Genomic DNA, 19,754 nt, shown 5'->3' on the forward strand with positions numbered 1-19,754 from the left:
AACAAAAATGGTACTAACAGGATTTTACTCCCATCAGTACCAAATATTGTAGAACCAAAAAAAGCCGCGGTCGCCCGCGACTTTTGGTTAAGTTGGTAAGGGATTACATCATCCCACCCATGCCGGCACCAGCGGCTGGGTTCATTGGAGCAGCGTCCTTTGGTTCTGGCTTGTCGGCTACCACTGCTTCAGTGGTCAACAACAAGGCTGAAACAGAGGCCGCATTTTGCAGTGCTGAACGGGTAACCTTGGTTGGGTCCACAATCCCGGCTGCGACCATGTCTTCAAACTTGTCTTCCGCCGCGTTGTAACCAATCCCTGGTTGTTCGTTCTTCAGTTGGTTGATAATTACTGAGCCTTCAACCCCAGCGTTTTCAGCAATTTGACGAACTGGTGCTTCTAAGGCCGCCTTTACGATCTTAACCCCAGTTTGTTCGTCGCCCGTCGTTTCGGCTTCAACCTTTTCCAAGGCTGGGATGACGTTTACCAAGGCCGTCCCACCACCAGGAACGAACCCTTCTTGGACAGCGGCCCGCGTAGCGTTCAGGGCGTCTTCGATCCGGTACTTGCGTTCCTTCAATTCAGTTTCCGTAGCGGCACCGACCTTAACAACGGCAACCCCACCGGCTAACTTCGCCAACCGTTCTTGGAGCTTTTCCTTATCAAAGTCAGAGGAAGTTTCGGCAATGGCCTTCTTGATTTGTTCAACCCGGTCGGCAATTGCGGCCTTGTCCCCGGCCCCGTCAACGATCGTCGTGTTGTCCTTGGTAACCGTTACCTTGTTGGCTGAACCAAGTTGGTCAATCGTCGCGTCCTTTAATTGCATCCCTAAGTCATCAGAGATTACCGTCCCACCGGTCAAGACTGCGATGTCTTCCAGTTGGGCCTTGCGCCGGTCACCAAAGCCTGGCGCCTTTACCGCTACCACGTTAAAGGTTCCCCGAATCTTGTTGAGAACCAAAGTTGGCAAGGCTTCACCCGTGATGTCATCGGCGATGATCAACAGGGCCCGGCCTTCTTGCACAACGGATTGAAGCAGTGGCAAGATATCTTGGATGTTGGCAATCTTCTTGTCCGTGATCAGGACGTATGGGTTGTCCAGGTTAGCTTCCATCTTGTCGTTGTCAGTAACCATGTATTGGGACATGTACCCGCGGTCAAAGCTCATCCCTTCAACCACGTCCACGCTAGTGTCCACCCCACGGGAGTCTTCAATCGTGATAACCCCGTCGTTACCAACCTTTTCCATTGCGTCCGCAATCAATTGGCCGACTTCTGGGTTCGCAGCAGAGATCGAAGCGATTTGTGCAATGTCATCCTTGGTCTTGACATCGTGACTCATCGTCTTCAATTCAGCCACGGCTGCGGCCGTAGCCTTTTCGATCCCGCGCCGGATGCCAACTGGGTTCGCCCCGGCCGTCACGTTCTTCATCCCTTCGTTGACAATCGCTTGGGTCAAGACCGTCGCCGTGGTCGTCCCGTCCCCGGCAATGTCGTTAGTCTTGGAAGCAACTTCAGAAACCAGCTTGGCCCCCATATTTTCAAAGTGATCTTCCAATTCGATGTTCTTGGCAATCGTCACCCCGTCGTTAGTAATCGTTGGGGAGCCGTAGCTTTGTTCTAAGACCACGTTGCGGCCCTTTGGCCCAATCGTCGTCTTAACCGTGTCAGCTAACTTGTCAACCCCGCGCAACATTGCCCGACGTGCATCTTCAGCAAACTTCAATTCCTTTGCCATTCTTATTTCACCTCAAATTAATTTCAAACTTAATCAATTGGCCAACTTAATCGTGGCGGTTAATCAATCACGGCCACCAGGTCTTTTTCGTGAACGACCAGGTACTTTTCCCCGTCGTATTCAACTTCCCGGCCGGCGTACTTATCAAAGAGGACCTTATCGCCTTCCTTAACGCTTACGGCAACGTGTTGACCATTGTCCAAGGTCCGCCCTTCACCGACAGCAACAACCTTCCCCGTCGTAGGCTTGTCCTTGGCGTTGGAAGCTAACACAATGCCCCCAACCGTCTTTTCTTCTTCTTCAGCTTTCAGAACTACGCGATCTCCTAATGGCTTTAACACGTTAATCCCTCCATATAATAATTCTAGTTTCCGTAATTTTAGCACTCCTGGTTGAGGAGTGTTAGCACTCAACCTCGTTCAGTGCTAATTACATTTTCTACTATAACACGGTTCAGTCAGATTGCAACCAAAAAGTTTGACCTTTTTTGACGTATTGGCCGAGCGATTGGTAGGGCGTCGTTGGCATCGGTATCAAAAAAGCTGCCCCAGCTCAGCTGGAACAGCGCTAACGAACCCAAGCCACACCTGCTTGGGAAAAACGGCGAACTATTCTTGCCCCTTGTTGCTTTCAATAAAGTAAATCAAGGTTTGCAATTCATTCGTCAAATCAATATTTTGAACTTGGACATCCTTAGGAACTGACAACCGGACCGGGGTAAAGTTCAAGATCCCGTGAACCCCCGCTTCAACGAGTTCATCCGTCACGGCCTGGGATTTTTCCCCGGGCACGGTTAAGATGACCGCGTCAATTTGTTGTTCTTTAATCTGCTTCTTTAATTCAGACGCCGGGTAAACCGGAATCCCACTCTTGATCGTATTCGCCAATTCCGGCTTCGGATCAAAGGCCGCGCTGATCCGTAAGTTGGTGCTTTGGTGGAAATTGTAATTCATCAAGGCACTCCCCAGGCTCCCGACCCCGACTAAGGCGACACTGGTCAGCTTGTCTTGGTTCAAGATCCCCCGGAAAAACTTTAACAGGCTCTCGACATCATAGCCGTAGCCCCGCTTCCCTAATTCACCAAAGTAAGAGAAGTCCCGGCGAATCGTGGCAGAGTCAACTTGGACTGCCTCTGATAATTCAGTCGATGACACCCGCTTCTTATTGGCATTCAAGAGCACGTTCAAGTAACGGTAATAGACCGGCAGTCGCTTGGCTGTCGCCCGCGGAATTTTCCGAGATGGCATGTTCACATTCCCTCCTTAACTAAAAATTTATGGTTCTTGTGAATTTAGCATACAACTTATTCTAGCAATTCCCGGCTCCTTTGTGAACCTAATTGCAAGAAAAGTTATGGTTGGTTGGTAAAAAAGCATGGTAAAATTTGGATTGACTGAAGATAAGAACGGATAGAAAGATAGGTTTTGACAAAATGCTTGTATTGCAAACCCACGACGTCTTGCGCCGGTTTGGGGCGGACGTTTTATTTCACAATATCAACTTACAAATCAATGATCAGGCCCGGGTCGCCTTGGTCGGCCGCAACGGGGCGGGGAAGACGACCTTGCTCAAGATCCTGGCCCAAATTACCGAACCCGATGAAGGGACCCTGGCCGTCGGCAAAAACGTCACAATCGGTTACTTAGCCCAGGATCAAGGTCTTGACAGTCAAAATACGATTTGGGCCGAATTGGACGGCGTCTTTGCGCCGCTTCACGCGATGGAAAAGCGGCTGCACGCTTTAGAAGAACAGCTGGCCAGCGTGGATGCCACCAGTCCGGCCTACCAAGAAATTCTCAGCGAATATGATCACTTGCAAACCAGCTTTAAAAAGCAGGACGGCTTTGCTATTGATTCTAAAATTCGCGGGGTCCTAACCGGCTTTGGCTTTAGCGAAACCATGTATGAGATGCCGGTCAATTCGCTCTCCGGAGGGCAAAAGACCAAGTTGGCCCTGGCCAAAATCCTGCTCCAAGCCCCCAACTTGTTGATCCTCGACGAACCAACCAACCACCTTGACATGGGGGTCTTGAGTTGGTTGGAAGATTACTTAAAGGGGTATGCCGGGGCCTTATTAATCGTGTCGCACGACCGCTACTTCTTAGACAAGGTCGTTAATGAAGTCTATGATCTGGATAACAAAACGTTGACCCACTACACCGGGAACTACACTGCTTTTATGCACCATAAGGCTGACAAGCTCAAAGCTGAACTAAAGCACTACGAACAACAGCAAAAAAAGATTGCCGCCTTAGAAGACTTTGTCAACCGCAACATTGTCCGCGCTTCGACGACCAAGCGCGCGCAAGCCCGGCGCAAGCAGCTGGAAAAAATGGACCGCTTAACCCGCCCGGTCAGCGATGACCGCTCCATTCACTTCTCCTTTACCTACGGTGAACCAAGCGGCAACGATGTGTTAACGGTTCAAGATTTAAAAATCGGCTACCACGACCAGCCCTTAGCCGGTCCCTTCTCCTTTACTGAAACCAAGGGCCAGCGGATCGGCATCATCGGCCCCAACGGGATCGGCAAATCCACGTTGCTCAAGACCCTCTTGCATAAACTGCCGGCCATCAGCGGGGAGATTAAGTTTGGGGTCGGTCTGCAAATCGGCTACTACGACCAGGAGCAACAACAACTGCACCCGGAAAAGACCGTCCTCGATGAAGTGTGGGATGACCATCCAGAAGTCCCCGAAACCGAAATTCGCTCCTTGCTGGGGAGTTTCTTATTCGTGGGCGATGACGTTTTTAAGCTGGTCAAGGACTTATCGGGGGGACAAAAGGCCCGCTTGGAATTAACCAAGCTCTCCTTTGAACCGATCAACTACTTGATTCTCGATGAACCGACCAACCACTTGGACATTGACAGTCGGGAAGTCTTGGAAACGGCGATTAATGAGTTCCCGGGGACCGTGCTGTTTATCTCCCATGACCGGTACTTTATCAACCAAGTGGCCACCGACGTCTTGGCGGTAACCAAGGATCAGATGACGGCGTACGAAGGCAACTACGACGACTACCTCGCAGCCCTGGCCAAGCAAGCGGCCAGCCAGCCGGCCACCGCAAGCCCAACCACCAGCGCGCCATCGGCAAAGCAACAATCCTACCAACAAAGCAAGGAAACCCAACGGGCCCGCCGCAAGCTCCAACGCCAAGCCGATCAATTGGAACAAACGATGACGGACTTGAGCGAACAACAAGCCGCGATTGAAGCAGAGATGAGCAAGCCCGACATTGCCACCGACATTGCCAAGCTCAGTGACCTACAAAAAGAGTTGGATCAAGTCAGTGCCAAGCTGGCTAAGACTGAAGAAGCTTGGGCCGACGCGGCCGAAGCCTTGGAAAGCTTTGATCAAGAACAAGCATAAAAAGCCGCATTAAAATTGAATGCTCGCCTAAGTTTACACAAACCGCTGCCATTGGGAGCGGTTTTCTTTTGGGCAGCAGGCAGATGTGGCATAATGATCACATGAAAAACATGTAAAGAAAAAGGAGGAAATTATGCCAGCGTTTTGGAGCGCCTTTAAGCGCCACCGGCAAATTTTCCGGGCCCACTGGTTGACCTTTGTCGCCGTAAGCTACGGCTTGGATTTGTTGATTCAATTTCTCGTGATTCCCAGTTTTAAATTCGCCACCACCTGGATTTTACAAGCGGGCGAAATCCCCTTTGTCTCCTACCAAAACGTGGTTACGATCCTCACCCACCATCCCCTGGTGGTCATCGCCTTACTTATTGAACTTTTGGCGTTGCTATGGGTCATTTATGCGCAGTTTACCCTCCTCTTGATTGCGGTCCGCCAGCTGGCCCGCGACCGCTTTGACTGGCGCAATTGGCTGGGCGAGAGTTGGGCTTCCCTGGCCCACATGCGCTTGGGCTCGTTAGCCTTTTTACTGGGCTATTTAATCTTGATCCTGCCGGTCAGTAATCTGATCTTCAAAACCCCACTCTTAGCCAAGGTCAAAATCCCCGCCTTCATCCTGGACTACCTGACCCGTAACGGCTGGCTGCTCAGCGGGGCCGTGCTTGGTTACGTCGTGATCCTCGCCTTCGGGGTCCGCTTGTTGTATACCCTGCCAACCATGGTTTATCACCATACCCATACCAAAGCAGCCTTCATCAACAGTTGGCAACGCACCGCACATGGCCAGTGGTGGCCCTTGGTCAAACAACTCCTCGCTTTGGCGGTGCTGACGACGCTGGTCAGCTTACTTTTTTACCTGACCAGTTTGGTGGCTCAAGCGGGCTTTGATCTGCTGCCCGCCCCGTGGCCGCACCACTTAGCAACCGCGAATCTAACCCTGGTCCAACTCGGCAGTGAGTTCTTGATCGTTTGGCAAACCATCCTCAGCCTCTTGATCTTAATTGCGGATGAATTGCCCCCGCACCCCCTGGTCTTTGGTCACCGCCGGACGACTTGGCGCCAGTGGGGGCTGCCGGTAGCCTTAATCGCCCTGTTTACCTTAGCTGCGGCCGCCAACGCCAGCACCTACTTCAGTGGCCACAGTCTAAATCGCCCCCTCACAATTGCCCACCGTGGCGTCGTCAATGGCAACGGGGTGCAAAATACGATTCCGGCCCTGAAAAAGACTGCCCAGCTCCACCCAGACTTCGTGGAGATGGACGTCCATGAGACCAAGGACCACCAATTTGTGGTCATGCACGATGAAAATTTGCGGGCTTTGACGGGGGTTAATAAAGCCCCTTATCAATTAACCCTGCATCAACTGACGGCCCTAACGGCGAAAGAAAATGGCCACCAAGCGCCCGTTGCGTCGTTTGATCAGTACCTAAAAGTCGCTCAGCAACTCCACCAACCACTGCTGGTCGAAATCAAGACCACACCTCACGATTCGGCCGACATGATCCAACGCTTTAACCACCGCTATGGGGCAACCCTGTTAGCCCATCACGATCGGGTACATTCGCTGGATTACACGGCCGTCCGGCAGCTCCAACGTGCCAACCCCGCGTTAACGGTCTATTACATTCAACCCTACAACTTTACCTTCCCCAACAGCGCAGCGGATGGCTACTCCATGGAATATTCGACCTTAAATCAGGACTTTATCACCCAAGCCCACCGCCAACACAAGCCGGTCTTAGCGTGGGACGCCAATGAGCCCGCGGTGATCAAACAGTTGATCTTTGACCACGCCGATGGGTTGATTACGGACAATTTAACCACGGTGCAAGCCCAAATCAAAGCTTTGACTGGGCACCAATCCTACCTAAACCAGCTGGCCAACTTCTTGGACCTGTTGCCAAATTAATCATCCCAAAGCCCGGGGCTTAGCTTAGTGCCCCGGGCTTTTTAGCTCCACCAAAAATTATGGCAGCGTTGTCAGTTTTAAAAATTCATTAAAAAGATAATCAGCTCGTTTTGGCTTGTCGTTCGTCAAAAAACTGGTTACAATTATAAATAGATAGTGGGATATGAAAACCGTTTGACCGAAAAACGGGTAAATACGCCAATTAACTTATAAAAGGTGGGATGAATGATGGACGCACAACACGTACATTTGTTGGGTCAACTTGCCCAAGATTACTACTTCAGCAAGATGCCCATTAACAAAATGGTGGAAAAATATTCGCTAAGCCGTTACTTAATTTTGAAATACCTGGATGAGGCATTGGCCAGCGGAATCGTCGAAATCACCGTGCATTCGAATTACGAACGCAGCGTGGAGTTGGAGCAACAATTAAAGCAGCACTTTAAGATCCAGCAACTCTACGTCATCAAGGACCCCGAAAACATTGGAACCCGCGACGACCGCGTGGCCGCCTTTGCGGCGATCCAAGCCCAAGCTTTGATTAAGCAATGTCAAATCGTGGGCCTGTCGTGGGGTGAGACCATTTATGATGTCATCAGTCACTTCGCAAAATCGGAGCGGGACGATCTGACCTTTGTTCAGTTCATCGGTGAAAACATGCGCTACCACTCTTCAACGGGTTCGATGCGGATGACGCAATGGGCCGCCACAAAATATGACGCGCACTACTACACGATTCCCGGGCCGTTATACATCATTAACGATGCCGTCCGCCAAGGCTTTATTGAAGAGCCTTCCATCAAGCAAACCTTGGAAGTCGCCAAGCAAGCCCAATTATTGATCTGCGGGTTAGGGACCGAAGAATCGATTGACTCGATGCCCCTGTGGCGGGCCCACAAGGCTTCAATCTTCCCGAACGTCGATCCGGCGCAAGTGGCCGGGATGATTTACGGGCGGCCGTATGATATCAACGGTCACTTCCTTAACAAAGCTGATGACAAAACCGTCGGCATGGCCCTCAGTGATATTCAAAAAATTCCGCGGCGCTTTGGGGTCGTCCAAGGTAAGGCCAAATTTAAAGCCGCCTTGGGGGCGCTCCGGGGCGAACTCTTTACTGACTTAGTAATGAGTGAAGCCATTGCCCTGCGAGTCTTAAACGAATTGAACTAAAACAACCCAAAAGCGGAGTTGACGAACGCACTCGTTAACTCCGCTTTTCCTTTACGCTGATTGCGGGTAGGGCACCACCCGCAATTCCCCATTTACATATTCCCCGACAAAAACCTGTTCCACCCGTTGGAGCCCCGCTGCTTGCAGCTGGGTCTGCACCCAAGTCGGGGACTTTCCAATTAAACTTAAGACTTCCGCATTTAACTGGCCATCGCTAATCAAGGGCAGTTTAAGGTTGGCGGCGTCCTTTTCGATGACCGTCAGCTGGCCATTGGTTTCCATCACGGCACTCTTGACCTGACTAAGCGTGGTGATGCCACTGTTGCGCAGCTGCTCCATTAATTGGTTGGCCGACAAGCCGACTTGCAAACACGCCGTCGGCCGCAGCTGGCCGTCAGCAATCAACATGACCGGCCGGCCATCAATTAGGAGGCGTAGCCACCGGCTGTGTTCCCGGCCAAATTTCACGATTGCAACAATCAAGGACCACAACAAGAGGATGATCAGAAATTGCCAAATGGTAATCGCGGGGTTATAAATCACCCCACCAATAATTCCCCCCAGGACATAATTTTGGATTTGGTTCAAAGGGGTGTTACGTGCAAATTCAACTTTGCCCAACAAATTGATTTGCAAGATCATCATGATCATCCCCACCACAAATTTGAGGGCAATCAAACCATAACTGCTCATTTTTTCACCTCCGCATCTTTAACAAGGACCTGATGATTGATCACGTGGGCGCGGGTCAGAGTATAACTGTTGTTATCTGCATTCAGGTGCACCTGATAGTCCCGTTTTTGGAACCGAATAATCATCCCGTCAGCCAAAGTCGTTGAGTTAACCAAGACTTGGTCGGGCTTGAGGTGATGATCAACGGCCACGGCCTGGATAAAGGGCAGCATTTGACTGCTCTGAGCGGCGGTCGTGCGACTGGTCAGGTAATGTTCCCACTGAATGCCCAACAAAATCGCCATTAGCAACACCATAATAATGCTTAAGTCACGCGAGCGGGTCCGGTACCGCTGCCGGAAATAACGCCACGCCCCAACTAAGGTTCCCAACAATAAAAGGACCAACCCGAGGGCTACGACCCACTGGGTAACATGCTGTTGGGCTTGCAAATAATCGTAAGTGTAAAAAGTCATCGTTTTTACCTCGCTATGTACAAAAAAGGCCGGGACGTCTCCCGACCTTTTTTAAGTTCAGGGCAAGAATTACTTGCCACCGTTCTTTTCGATAATTTCTTCTTGGATGGACTTTGGCACAGCAGAGTAGTGGTCAAAGGTCATCGTGAAGGTCCCACGACCTTGGGTAGCAGACCGCAGGGTCGTAGCGTAACCAAACATTTCAGACAGCGGAACGAAGGCGTGCACGAGTTGTGCGTTCCCCCGTTCTTCCATCCCGTCGATCGAACCACGCCGGGCGGTAACGTGACCCATGACATCCCCCAGGTTGTCTTCTGGAGCAACGATGTCAACCCGCATGATTGGTTCGAGGATGACGGCTTCACCCTTCGGTGCGGCGTTCTTCAGTGCCAAGGAAGCGGCCACCTTGAAGGCTGCTTCAGAGGAGTCGACTTCGTGGTAGGAACCATCGTAGAGCTTAGCCTTCAAGTCAACCAGTGGGTAACCAGCTAAGACCCCGTTTTCCATGGCTTCCTTCAGCCCTTGTTCAACGGCTGGGATGTATTCACGTGGCACAACCCCACCGACAATGGCGTCTTCGAATTGGAAACCTTCCCCTTCTTCCAGTGGCGTAAATTCAATCCAGACATCCCCGTATTGACCCTTACCACCAGATTGACGAACAAACTTCCCTTGGGCGGAAACTTGCTTCGTGAAGGCTTCACGGTAGGAAACTTGTGGCTTACCAACCGTAACTTCGGCGTGGAATTCCCGGCGCAACCGTTCCACGATGATGTCCAAGTGCAATTCACCCATCCCGGCGATCAGCGTTTCACCAGTTTCAGGGTTCGTTTCTGCCTTGAAAGTTGGGTCTTCTTCAGCCAACTTTTGCAGCCCCTTGTCCATCTTGTCTTGGTCGTTCTTGGACTTCGGTTCAACCGAAACTTGGATAACTGGTTCTGGGAAGTCCATGGATTCCAGTTGCAGTGGGTGATCTGGGTCCGTCAAAGAGTCCCCAGTCGTCGTGTTCTTCAGACCGATCGCAGCGGCAATGTCCCCAGAGAACACTTCTGGAATTTCTTGTTGTTGGTTCGAGTGCATTTGCAGCAGACGACCAATCCGTTCCCGCTTCCCCTTCGTAGCGTTCAGCACGTAGGAACCGGATTGCAAAGACCCAGTGTAAACCCGCAGGAAAGTCAACCGCCCAACGAATGGGTCAGTAGCAATCTTGAAGGCCAAGGCTGCGAATGGCTTGTCATCGCCGGCCGTCAATTGTACTTCGTTGCCGTCTTCGTCAGTGGCCACGAATGGCTTAACGTCAACTGGAGATGGCAGGTAGTCAACAACGGCATCCAACATCATTTGGATCCCCTTATCCTTGTAAGCAGAACCAGCTAAAACAGGGAAGAGGTCGATGTTCAGCGTGGCTTGCCGAATGGCTGCCTTAAGTTCAGGAACGGAAATTTCTTCCCCTTCCAGGTACTTTTCCATGATGTCGTCGTTGACGTCAGCCAACGTTTCGATCATGGCATCGTGACGAGCTTGGGCTTCATCCTTGAGGTCATCCGGAATTTCAACCGTATCCCAGTTTTCCCCCAGCTTGTCTTCGTCGTAGATGTAAGCCTTCATTTCAACTAAGTCAACCAGCCCGATAAAGTCATCTTCGGCCCCGATTGGCAGTTGCAATGGCAATGGCGTAACGTTCAGACGGTCCTTAATCGTTTGAACAGAGTAGTCAAAGTTGGCCCCCAACTTGTCCATCTTGTTGGCAAAGACGATCCGTGGCACGTTGAAGTCGTCGGCTTGCCGCCAAACCGTTTCGGTTTGTGGTTCAACCCCGGCTTGGGCGTCCAACACCGTTACGGCACCGTCCAGCACCCGCAAAGCCCGTTCAACTTCGACCGTGAAGTCCACGTGCCCTGGGGTGTCGATGATGTTGATCCGGTTTTCCTTCCAAACGGCCGTCGTAGCGGCGGAAGTGATCGTAATCCCACGTTCCTTTTCTTCTTCCATCCAGTCCATTTGGGAAGCCCCATCGTGGGTTTCACCGATCTTGTGAATCTTCCCAGTGTAGTAGAGGATCCGTTCCGTTGCCGTGGTCTTCCCAGCGTCGATGTGGGCCATGATCCCAATGTTCCGGGTCTTGGCAAGTGGGTATTCACGCTTGTTAGCCATCTTGAAATTTATCTCCCTTCGAATTTGGTCTTAATTTGAGAAAAAAGGGGTGACGAAAAGTATTCAGCGTCGCCCCTTTGCATGAATCCAGTCAGGCGACTGTCTTCAAAAAATTACCAGCGGTAGTGTGCAAATGCACGGTTGGCTTCTGCCATCCGCAGGGTGTCTTCCTTCTTCTTGATGGAAGCCCCCGTGTTGTTAGAAGCATCGATGATTTCGTTTGCGAGGCGTTGCACCATCGTGTGTTCCCCACGCAGACGAGCGTATTGAGTCAACCAACGAAGTGCCAACGTCCGTTGCCGGTCGGGGCGAACTTCAATCGGCACTTGGTAGTTAGAACCACCGATCCGACGAGCCTTAACTTCCAAGGCTGGTTGAACGTTGTCCATTGCTTGTTCGAAAACTTCAACTGGATCGTTCCCCGTTTGTTCCTTGATCATTTCAAAGGCTTGGTACAAGATCTTAGAAGCAGTCCCCCGCTTCCCATCCAGCATCAAGTGGTTGATCATGCTAGTAACCAGCTTTGAGTTGTAAATTGGATCTGGTAAAACTTCTGGCTTGGCAATGTGTCCTTTACGCGGCATTGCTTAATCCCTCCTTATTTTTTATGATCTTACTTCTTAGGCTTCTTGGCACCGTACTTGGAACGGCTTTGCATCCGGCCTTCAACCCCGGCAGTATCAAGCGTCCCACGGATGATGTGGTAACGAACCCCAGGCAAGTCCTTAACACGGCCCCCACGGATCAAAACAACCGAGTGTTCTTGCAAGTTGTGGCCAATCCCTGGAATGTAAGCCGTAACTTCGATCAGGTTGGACAGACGCACACGGGCGTACTTCCGCAATGCAGAGTTAGGCTTCTTTGGCGTCATCGTCCCGACACGGGTAGCAACCCCACGCTTTTGCGGTGATGGATCCTTGATTTCTTCCTTCTTGAAGCTGTTGTATACGTAACCAAGGGCTGGTGACTTTGACTTACCCTTGTGGCTCTTACGGCCCTTGCGAACCAATTGGTTAATAGTAGGCATTATTTTTCCCCTTCCTAAATTTTAAGTCCACATACCCAGGCGGTTCTTTTTTGCGAATAAAAAAAAGCGCTTGAGTACTATTTCTTTCTGTGCTATCGCTGGGACATTCGTCTGCCCACCGACAGACCTTCCGTTGCTAAAAAAGCACCTTTGTTAAATTAACACGAACGCCAAGGAAAGTCAACGGCTTGACCAGAATTTTTGACCACTGAGCGTGGTTTTTCGCTCACCGCGAAAAAAAACTGATTTGCCACGCAACAATTTGGCTAAAAAAACGTATATATAAAGTAGGACCTGATTGCAAATTGTAAGGAGGAACTTTAAATGTTATTACTCAGTTGCTACTTTAGCTTTGGGGCGTGTTGGGCGTCCTTTGTCACCACCATGACCAGCCGGCACCTTTTGGCCCCCCAACGCTCCTATCCACCTTATTCCATCTGTGAACACTGCCACCACCGCTTGCATGCTTGGCAATTGTGCCCAATCAGTGGTTGGCTGAGCCAGGGCGGGCGTTGTTACTGGTGTCACTGCCGGTTAAGCGCCCTGGCCCTGGTAACCGAAGCTTTAACTGGGGGCAGCTGGGCCGTCTTGGCTCCTAGCAATTTCACCAATTGGCTGGCCCTGTTGCTGGTCAGCACCGGCTGTTTAATGATGGTCACCACTGATTGGCAGGCCCAATGGATCACCCCACCGTGTCTCGTGAGCTTCGCTGGCTTGTTGGTCTTGACCCCCGTTTTGCATCACTGGCTGCTCGACAGTTTCCTGGCCTTGCTGTGGCTCGGTTTAACCTTCGCCCCAGGTTTTGGCCGCGGTGATGGGGAGTGGCTGGCCATTTTGACCCTCGTAATTGGCGCGCGCCCAACTTGTGCGGTGATCCTTTTAGGCTGCTTATTGGCCCTGAGCGACCGCCGGCTGTGGCACCACCAGCCCGTCCCATTGATTCCTTACCTGACCGCGGGCTTATGGTTGACCTTGCTGACCTATCCCGCCGGTTGGCCTTGGTAACCAAAAAAACGGTCAGCTAAAAGTGCTGACCGCATCGAAAAGATGAATGGTTAAATTTCCGAAGTCATTATTGACCAACCACCACGTAGTAGTTTGGTGTGTAGTAGTTGATGGATGACGTTGACACCGTTTGGCCGACATCCGGGGCCGCAATGTAATTGCCATTCCCCGTCGCAATCGCGTCGTGGTATGGGGCACTGTCTGAACCCCAGAAGTAAATTGCCCCCGCCGGCGCGTTGGCAATATCGCATTGGTGGGTCCCCAGGGCCTGTTGTTGGTAAGTCGTCCGGTAGTCACTGGACAGCCCGTATGACCATTGAACCAACCCGGAACAGTCAAACCCACTGGTGGTGTTGCCACCCCAGACGTATGGCGTGCCCTCAACGGATTGGGCCCGGGCCACCGCTTCACTTGGCGTGTAAGTCGTCACCCCATTTGTGGCCGTCCCCGCCGCAGCTGAGGTGGTTGGGGCCGTTGACGCAGCTGACGTTACCGCCGTATTCGTGCTGTTATTGACCGCAGGAGTGCTGGTCACTGGGGTCGTGGAAGCGACATTAACGGCCGTCGTTGCGACATTGGCCGTTGAAGTGGCTGGCGCCGCCGCTAATAAACTGACGCTGGTGCTCCCGTTATTTTCAACCCGGGGAGTTGTTGCCAACTGATTGGCACTCGTGGTTGCTAATTGGGCCGCTGAACTGCTTGTTGCGGCACTAGGGGTCGCACTAAGCGGCAGCGTCACCGTAACGGCCGTAGCACTGGCGCTAGTGGCTTGACTGGCCGGAGCAGCGGCCGCCGTTTGCTGAGCAGTCGCACTTGATGCTTTTTGGCTGGACTTGGCCGCCGACGTTGGGATCGTTAACTGATCGCCAACGTAAATTAAATCCGGATTGGCCAGTTGGTTAGCTTGCACGATCGAAGCCATTGAGACTTGGTATTCTTGGGAGAGGCCCCAAACGGTATCACCACTTTGGACCGTGACGGTCGTATCGGCATTGGCTTTAGCGGAAGTCATCAGGACTGTCCCTGCCAAGGCGGCCGTCGTGGCTAAGACTAATTGTTTCGTTTTAATGTTAATCAGCTCCATTTTTGATTTGTGAGTCTTTAGACAAGACCCACCGTTTAATATACCGATTGGAATTTACTCCCCAGTTACTGCTAATTGACAGATCATTACACTTTGTCCGTTAAATTTACAAATGCCCCGGGCTCGTAACGGCCCTGCAATAGGTCAAAGATTCCTTAAAGATCATTAAATTAATCTTCGTTTTGCCATCAAAAAAGGGCGCGTGACCTTCACCCGCCCTTCATAAAATTTGGTTATTCATTTTTAACCGGTTGAAGTTTAACCGGCAGCACCTGCTGGCCAGCGGGCAGTAGATGCTCAATGTATTGGAAGAGCAACAGCAGCCAAGCAAAGGCTAAGGCAAACGCCAGCAGCTCAAAGGCTGTCAGAGATAGGTAGCCCACGACCTTAAACATGAAGTAGTCCAGCACCATGATTGCCCCGATCAAATACGACACCTTTAAAAACTGCTTGGTGACCCCGGGCAAACACCACCGGACCGCGATAATCAACAGCCACAGCAAGTAAACCAACCACATCGCAATCCGGTCATGCAACAGATGGTACTTCGGGTCGTTTGGAAAGAGGCCAATTCCCGCAATGTTAGCCGCCAGCGCTAACAATAACAGCCGTAACCAAAGCGTTTTTTTAGTGTGATATTGCGGGGCCAAATTAACAAAGAGGTAATCAACCAGCGTCGCCATCAATAAGCCCGAAAAAATCAGGGTGAAATTGAATTGCCAAGCGGTCCCACTATTGGCGGTCCCCAAAAAGCTAAAATTATGCTGCCACCAATTCTTAGTCGGGTTCGCCAACATTGACACCCCCACCCCGCCAACAATCATTACGGTCATCAGGTTAATTACCACCCCTGGTGACAACGTGTAGGCTAAGTTGATCAATAGGTAGTTCACGATGCTGACGCCCACCATCACCAAGACCGTTGCCGTATAAAGGTCTAAGCGCAAGCCCGGGAAAAGCCGATCAATCAACCAGCCGGTGCCCTCGGCCGTAATTGCAATAATCATGGCACAGGCAATCAACAGGGGAAACAGACTCCGCCAAGTAAAGGTCGCTACCGGGCCGTGTTGGCTCAATTTCTGCCGAACAAACGCCACCATAAACGCCAGTACCCCGCTAATCATACCGAGGGTCGCAATTGCGCTGCTGATCGAATAATCACCCGACCACGGCAGGGTGTGCACCTGGGGCAACCACCACTTGATCCCGGCTAAAAAGACGCCCGCTAGCACCACCGCCGGTAAGCCATAACTGGCAAATTTTAATTGGGGAATCAAGGCCGTCCCATCATCGGGCCGAATTACCAACCACTGATTTTCGATGTGCATCGAAACGGTCCCTGCCTTCGCCAAGCGTTCTGCGACTTCCTCTGGTACCTCCACCAAATACTTCTTCATTGCTAATTCCCCCACCTCAATCTCAATTATGTACGGCGAAAAGGGGCCGGAATTTCCGACCCCTTTTCATCGCGCGTTGCTAACCAGCTGGACGATTAGTTTTCGTCGCGCTTCATTTGTGCTTCCATTTCGCGAATCGAAGCGTTTGGCATGGTATATGCCGCTTGATCGGGCTTGGCTACCGTAACTTCCTTGGGCTTGATGTTGCGGTAAGTGCCCATCCCAGTCCCAGCTGGGATGATCTTCCCAATAATTACGTTTTCCTTCAAACCAACCAGTGGATCTTCCTTGCCGCGAATTGCCGCATCGGTCAGGACCCGGGTGGTTTCTTGGAAGGAAGCCGCTGACAAGAAACTGTTGGTTTCCAGGGCCGCCTTGGTAATACCGAGGATTACCGGACGCGCCGTTGCTGGGACCTTACCTTCAACCAAGGTTTGGTAGTTGGCATCCCGGAATTGATTGATGTCCATCAATTCACCCGGTAAGACGTCCGTATCACCTGGATCCATCACCCGGACCTTGCGCATCATTTGCCGGATCATGATTTCAACGTGCTTGTCCAGCAAGTCGATCCCTTGCATCCGGTAAACCTTTTGCACTTCAGCCAACAGGTACGTTTCCGTGGATAAGACGTCGCGAACCCGAATCAATTCCTTTGGATCAATCGACCCTTCGTTCAGCGCAGAACCCCGGTGAATGAAGTCACCTTCTGCCACCTTCAAACGCGAAGTAATTGGTAAGGTGTACGTCCGCGTGTCGTTTTCACCCTTAACGGTGATGTCCTTGGTTTGTTCGGCTGGGTTTTCTTCGATTGATTCGATTTCACCCGTCACTTCAGAAATCGTGGCTTTCCCCTTCGGATTCCGCGATTCCACGATTTCTTGCACCCGTGGCAACCCTTGGGTGATGTCGTCGTTGCCGGCCACCCCACCGGTGTGGAAGTTCCGCAGGGTCAGTTGCGTCCCGGGTTCCCCGATCGATTGCGCGGCAATCGTCCCGATGGCTTCCCCGGCTTCAACTTGGTCTCCGGTCGCAGCGTTGCGCCCGTAACACCGTTCACAAACCCCGTGTTCAGTGTTGCAAGTAAAGGCCGAGCGAATCGTCACTTTCTTGACACCGGCATCAACGATCTTTTGGGCCATTTCTTCGTCCAAGAGAACGTTCTTGGCCACAATCCGTTCACCGGTTTCTGGGTCAAAGACAGACTTCATCGTGTAGCGGCCCAAAATCCGGTCGTAAAGTGGTTCAATCATTTCATTCCCATTGGTAATCGCCGTTACTTCCAGCCCGCGGTCCGTGCCACAGTCTTCTTCGCGAACAATCACGTCTTGGGCCACGTCAACCAGCCGCCGGGTCAGGTAACCAGAGTTGGCCGTCTTCAGGGCCGTGTCGGTCATCCCTTTCCGGGCCCCGTGAGAGGAAATAAACATTTCCAAGACAGACAGCCCTTCCCGGAAGTTGGACAGGATTGGCAGTTCCATGATCTTCCCGGATGGAGAAGCCATCAAACCACGCATCCCGGCCAGTTGGGTAAAGTTAGAGATGTTCCCCCGTGCCCCGGAGTCAGACATCATGTTGATTGGGTTGTGGATATCCATGTGCTCAATCAGCTTTTCTTGGACTTCATCCTTGGCGTCATTCCAAATGGCAATGACCCGTTCGTAGCGTTCGTTGTCGGTAATCAAACCACGCCGGAATTGCTTGGTAACAAGGGCCACTTGCTTGTGGGCTTCTTCGATGATCCCTGGCTTTTCCTTCAAGTCGGTGATGTCGGCCACCCCAACCGTCAAACCAGAAATCGTGGATTCAAAGTACCCGAGGTCCTTCATCTTGTCCAAGAGTTCCGAGGTAATCGTCACCTTGTAGCGCTTGTAGACTTCAGCGATGATGTCAGACAAGAAGCCCTTCTTGAACGGTGGAACCAGTGGCGCATTGGCCAAGTATTCGTGAATGTCTTGCCCCTTGGCCAAGAAGTACTTGTCCGGCACCCCGTTTTGCAGGTTGTCGTCAGTTGGTTCGTTAATGTAGGTGTAATCCTTTGGCATGATGTTGTTAAACAGGATCTTCCCGACACTCGTTACCATAATCTTGTCGCGTTGGTCGTCCGTAAACGGCTTGTTCTTGTAAGAAGCCGTCTTGATCCCAACCCGGGTTTGCAGGGCTACGTAACCATCCTTGTAGGCCATTTCGGCTTCGGCCGCGTTGGCAAAGATCATCCCTTCCCCTTCGCGGGCCTTGTCTTCCGTGGTCATGTAGTAGTTCCCGATAACCATATCTTGGGATGGGGCCACGATTGGTTCCCCGTCCCGCGGGCTCAAAATGTGGTGAGCTGCCAGCATCAGCAAGCGGGCTTCGGCTTGCGCTTCATCGGACAGTGGGACGTGGATGGCCATTTGGTCCCCGTCGAAGTCGGCGTTGTAGGCTGCACAAACCAGTGGGTGCAACCGCATCGACTTCCCGGATACCAGGATTGGTTCAAAGGCCTGAATCCCTAACCGGTGCAAGGTAGGGGCCCGGTTCAACAGGACCGGGTGTTCCTTGATGACATCTTCTAAGACGTCAAAGACCTTGTCATCTTGCTTGTCAATCAAACGCTTGGCCGCCTTAACGTTCGTGACGAGCTTCCGCTTGGTTAATTCGTGCATGATAAATGGCTTGAACAATTCCAAAGCCATTTGAATTGGCAACCCCATTTGGCTCATCTTCAAGGATGGACCAACGTCGATAACGGAACGACCGGAGTAGTCAACCCGCTTCCCCAGCAAGTTTTGCCGGAACCGCCCTTGCTTCCCTTTCAGCAAGTGAGATAAGGACTTAAGTGGCCGATTCCCTGGCCCAGCCACTGGACGACCCCGCCGACCGTTATCAATCAAGGCGTCCACAGCTTCTTGCAGCATCCGCTTTTCGTTTTGCACGATGATCCCTGGCGCGTTCAATTCCAACAGGCGCTTCAACCGGTTGTTCCGGTTGATAACCCGCCGGTAGAGATCGTTTAAGTCTGAGGTGGCAAACCGGCCCCCTTCAAGTTGCACCATTGGCCGCAGATCCGGTGGCATCACCGGTACGACGTCCATAACCATCCATTCTGGCTTATTGCCAGACTTCAAGAAGGCTTCCAAGATGTCCAAGCGCCGAACGGCCCGCGTCCGCTTTTGGCCCGTGGCTTCCTTTAAAGTGGCCTTTAATTCGGCCGCTTCCTTTTCCATGTCCACGTCTTGGAGCAACTTTTGGATCGCTTCGGCCCCCATTTGAGCCACAAACCGGTCCCCATATTCCGCCTTCTTTTCCCGGTATTCCGGTTCGGATAAGAGTTGCTTCTTTTCCAGTGGCGTATCACCGGCGTCGAGCACCACGTAAGAAGCAAAGTAAATTACTTCTTCCAAGGCCCGGGGGCTCATGTCAAGGATCAGCCCCATCCGGGATGGGATCCCCTTGAAGTACCAGATGTGCGAAACGGGAGCCGCTAATTCAATGTGACCCATCCGTTCGCGGCGGACCTTGGCCGTGGTAACTTCAACCCCACAGCGATCACAGACCAAGCCCTTGAACCGAACCCGCTTGTACTTCCCACAAGCACATTCGTAGTCCTTGGTTGGCCCGAAGATCCGCTCGTCAAACAGCCCTTCCTTTTCCGGCTTCAGCGTCCGGTAGTTGATCGTTTCTGGCTTCTTTACTTCCCCGTAGGACCAAGAGCGAATCTTGTTTGGTGAAGCCAACGCGATCTGCATACTTTCAAATTTATTGACGTCAATCAAAGG

Annotated in this window: 15 protein-coding genes; 4 read left to right on the plus strand and 11 right to left on the minus strand. The window is 51.8% G+C overall.

What is annotated here, in order from left to right:
- Positions 1 to 103: 103 nt before the first annotated feature.
- From groL to FC43_RS06145, 3 genes are all read right to left on the minus strand, one after another.
- Complete coding sequence (groL, locus tag FC43_RS06135; RefSeq protein WP_019206158.1) at positions 104 to 1,738, minus strand: chaperonin GroEL; 1,635 nt, start codon at positions 1,736 to 1,738, stop codon at positions 104 to 106.
- 59 nt (positions 1,739 to 1,797) lie between these two features.
- Complete coding sequence (groES, locus tag FC43_RS06140) at positions 1,798 to 2,079, minus strand: co-chaperone GroES (protein ID WP_056954947.1); 282 nt, start codon at positions 2,077 to 2,079, stop codon at positions 1,798 to 1,800.
- A 267-nt stretch (positions 2,080 to 2,346) separates the two neighbouring features.
- Complete coding sequence (locus FC43_RS06145) at positions 2,347 to 2,985, minus strand: redox-sensing transcriptional repressor Rex (RefSeq protein ID WP_056954950.1); 639 nt, start codon at positions 2,983 to 2,985, stop codon at positions 2,347 to 2,349.
- A 185-nt stretch (positions 2,986 to 3,170) separates the two neighbouring features.
- Here FC43_RS06145 and FC43_RS06150 point away from each other — a divergent pair, with 185 nt between their 5' ends.
- The 3 genes from FC43_RS06150 to FC43_RS06160 all read left to right on the plus strand — a co-directional run bounded on the left by FC43_RS06150 (position 3,171) and on the right by FC43_RS06160 (position 8,181).
- On the plus strand, positions 3,171 to 5,108 hold the full coding sequence (locus FC43_RS06150; RefSeq protein WP_056954952.1) for an ABC-F family ATP-binding cassette domain-containing protein: 1,938 nt from the start codon (positions 3,171 to 3,173) through the stop codon (positions 5,106 to 5,108).
- Positions 5,109 to 5,241: 133 nt separating this feature from the next.
- Positions 5,242 to 7,011 (plus strand): glycerophosphoryl diester phosphodiesterase membrane domain-containing protein, encoded by a 1,770-nt coding sequence (locus tag FC43_RS06155; protein WP_056954953.1) that lies wholly within the window; start codon positions 5,242 to 5,244, stop codon positions 7,009 to 7,011.
- Between the two features lie 228 nt (positions 7,012 to 7,239).
- Positions 7,240 to 8,181 carry a sugar-binding transcriptional regulator gene (locus tag FC43_RS06160; RefSeq protein WP_056955022.1) on the plus strand — a complete coding sequence of 314 codons (942 nt, stop codon included), beginning with the start codon at positions 7,240 to 7,242 and terminating at the stop codon, positions 8,179 to 8,181.
- Positions 8,182 to 8,232: 51 nt separating this feature from the next.
- Here FC43_RS06160 and FC43_RS06165 read toward each other — a convergent pair whose 3' ends face one another.
- From FC43_RS06165 to rpsL, 5 genes are all read right to left on the minus strand, one after another.
- Positions 8,233 to 8,874, minus strand: coding sequence for a DUF421 domain-containing protein (locus FC43_RS06165; protein WP_056954955.1), 642 nt, complete (start codon positions 8,872 to 8,874; stop codon positions 8,233 to 8,235).
- On the minus strand, positions 8,871 to 9,329 hold the full coding sequence (locus FC43_RS06170; protein WP_056954957.1) for a DUF3290 domain-containing protein: 459 nt from the start codon (positions 9,327 to 9,329) through the stop codon (positions 8,871 to 8,873). The genes FC43_RS06165 and FC43_RS06170 overlap by 4 nt, the downstream gene beginning before the upstream one ends.
- A gap of 69 nt (positions 9,330 to 9,398) precedes the next feature.
- A complete protein-coding gene (fusA, locus tag FC43_RS06175; protein ID WP_019206166.1) occupies positions 9,399 to 11,483 on the minus strand; it encodes an elongation factor G in 2,085 nt (694 codons plus the stop codon).
- A 113-nt stretch (positions 11,484 to 11,596) separates the two neighbouring features.
- Positions 11,597 to 12,067, minus strand: a complete 471-nt coding sequence (rpsG, locus tag FC43_RS06180; protein ID WP_019206167.1) for a 30S ribosomal protein S7 — start codon at positions 12,065 to 12,067, stop codon at positions 11,597 to 11,599.
- A 29-nt stretch (positions 12,068 to 12,096) separates the two neighbouring features.
- Positions 12,097 to 12,510 (minus strand): 30S ribosomal protein S12, encoded by a 414-nt coding sequence (rpsL, locus tag FC43_RS06185; protein WP_019206168.1) that lies wholly within the window; start codon positions 12,508 to 12,510, stop codon positions 12,097 to 12,099.
- A gap of 324 nt (positions 12,511 to 12,834) precedes the next feature.
- Here rpsL and FC43_RS06190 point away from each other — a divergent pair, with 324 nt between their 5' ends.
- A complete protein-coding gene (locus FC43_RS06190; RefSeq protein WP_056954959.1) occupies positions 12,835 to 13,515 on the plus strand; it encodes a prepilin peptidase in 681 nt (226 codons plus the stop codon).
- A 67-nt stretch (positions 13,516 to 13,582) separates the two neighbouring features.
- Here FC43_RS06190 and FC43_RS06195 read toward each other — a convergent pair whose 3' ends face one another.
- The 3 genes from FC43_RS06195 to rpoC all read right to left on the minus strand — a co-directional run bounded on the left by FC43_RS06195 (position 13,583) and on the right by rpoC (position 19,751).
- Positions 13,583 to 14,599 carry a C40 family peptidase gene (locus FC43_RS06195; protein WP_056954961.1) on the minus strand — a complete coding sequence of 339 codons (1,017 nt, stop codon included), beginning with the start codon at positions 14,597 to 14,599 and terminating at the stop codon, positions 13,583 to 13,585.
- Positions 14,600 to 14,832: 233 nt separating this feature from the next.
- A complete protein-coding gene (locus tag FC43_RS06200) occupies positions 14,833 to 15,996 on the minus strand; it encodes a DUF998 domain-containing protein (RefSeq protein ID WP_056954963.1) in 1,164 nt (387 codons plus the stop codon).
- A 95-nt stretch (positions 15,997 to 16,091) separates the two neighbouring features.
- A complete protein-coding gene (rpoC, locus tag FC43_RS06205) occupies positions 16,092 to 19,751 on the minus strand; it encodes a DNA-directed RNA polymerase subunit beta' (protein ID WP_056954965.1) in 3,660 nt (1,219 codons plus the stop codon).
- Positions 19,752 to 19,754 lie beyond the last annotated feature (3 nt).

It is taken from the genome of Limosilactobacillus ingluviei DSM 15946 (genome assembly GCF_001435775.1).
Lineage (GTDB): Bacteria > Bacillota > Bacilli > Lactobacillales > Lactobacillaceae > Limosilactobacillus > Limosilactobacillus ingluviei.

Excerpts from the sequence above, each read along its gene's own strand:
- rpsG (WP_019206167.1), bottom strand. The coding sequence starts at position 12,067 with ATGCCGCGTAAAGGACACATTGCCAAGCCAGAAGTTTTACCAGATCCA.
- groL (WP_019206158.1), bottom strand. The coding sequence starts at position 1,738 with ATGGCAAAGGAATTGAAGTTTGCTGAAGATGCACGTCGGGCAATGTTG.
- FC43_RS06155 (WP_056954953.1), top strand. The coding sequence starts at position 5,242 with ATGCCAGCGTTTTGGAGCGCCTTTAAGCGCCACCGGCAAATTTTCCGG.
- fusA (WP_019206166.1), bottom strand. The coding sequence starts at position 11,483 with ATGGCTAACAAGCGTGAATACCCACTTGCCAAGACCCGGAACATTGGG.
- FC43_RS06200 (WP_056954963.1), bottom strand. The coding sequence starts at position 15,996 with ATGAAGAAGTATTTGGTGGAGGTACCAGAGGAAGTCGCAGAACGCTTG.
- FC43_RS06145 (WP_056954950.1), bottom strand. The coding sequence starts at position 2,985 with ATGCCATCTCGGAAAATTCCGCGGGCGACAGCCAAGCGACTGCCGGTC.
- FC43_RS06150 (WP_056954952.1), top strand. The coding sequence starts at position 3,171 with ATGCTTGTATTGCAAACCCACGACGTCTTGCGCCGGTTTGGGGCGGAC.
- FC43_RS06195 (WP_056954961.1), bottom strand. The coding sequence starts at position 14,599 with ATGGAGCTGATTAACATTAAAACGAAACAATTAGTCTTAGCCACGACG.
- rpsL (WP_019206168.1), bottom strand. The coding sequence starts at position 12,510 with ATGCCTACTATTAACCAATTGGTTCGCAAGGGCCGTAAGAGCCACAAG.
- FC43_RS06160 (WP_056955022.1), top strand. The coding sequence starts at position 7,240 with ATGGACGCACAACACGTACATTTGTTGGGTCAACTTGCCCAAGATTAC.
- FC43_RS06165 (WP_056954955.1), bottom strand. The coding sequence starts at position 8,874 with ATGAGCAGTTATGGTTTGATTGCCCTCAAATTTGTGGTGGGGATGATC.
- FC43_RS06190 (WP_056954959.1), top strand. The coding sequence starts at position 12,835 with ATGTTATTACTCAGTTGCTACTTTAGCTTTGGGGCGTGTTGGGCGTCC.
- FC43_RS06170 (WP_056954957.1), bottom strand. The coding sequence starts at position 9,329 with ATGACTTTTTACACTTACGATTATTTGCAAGCCCAACAGCATGTTACC.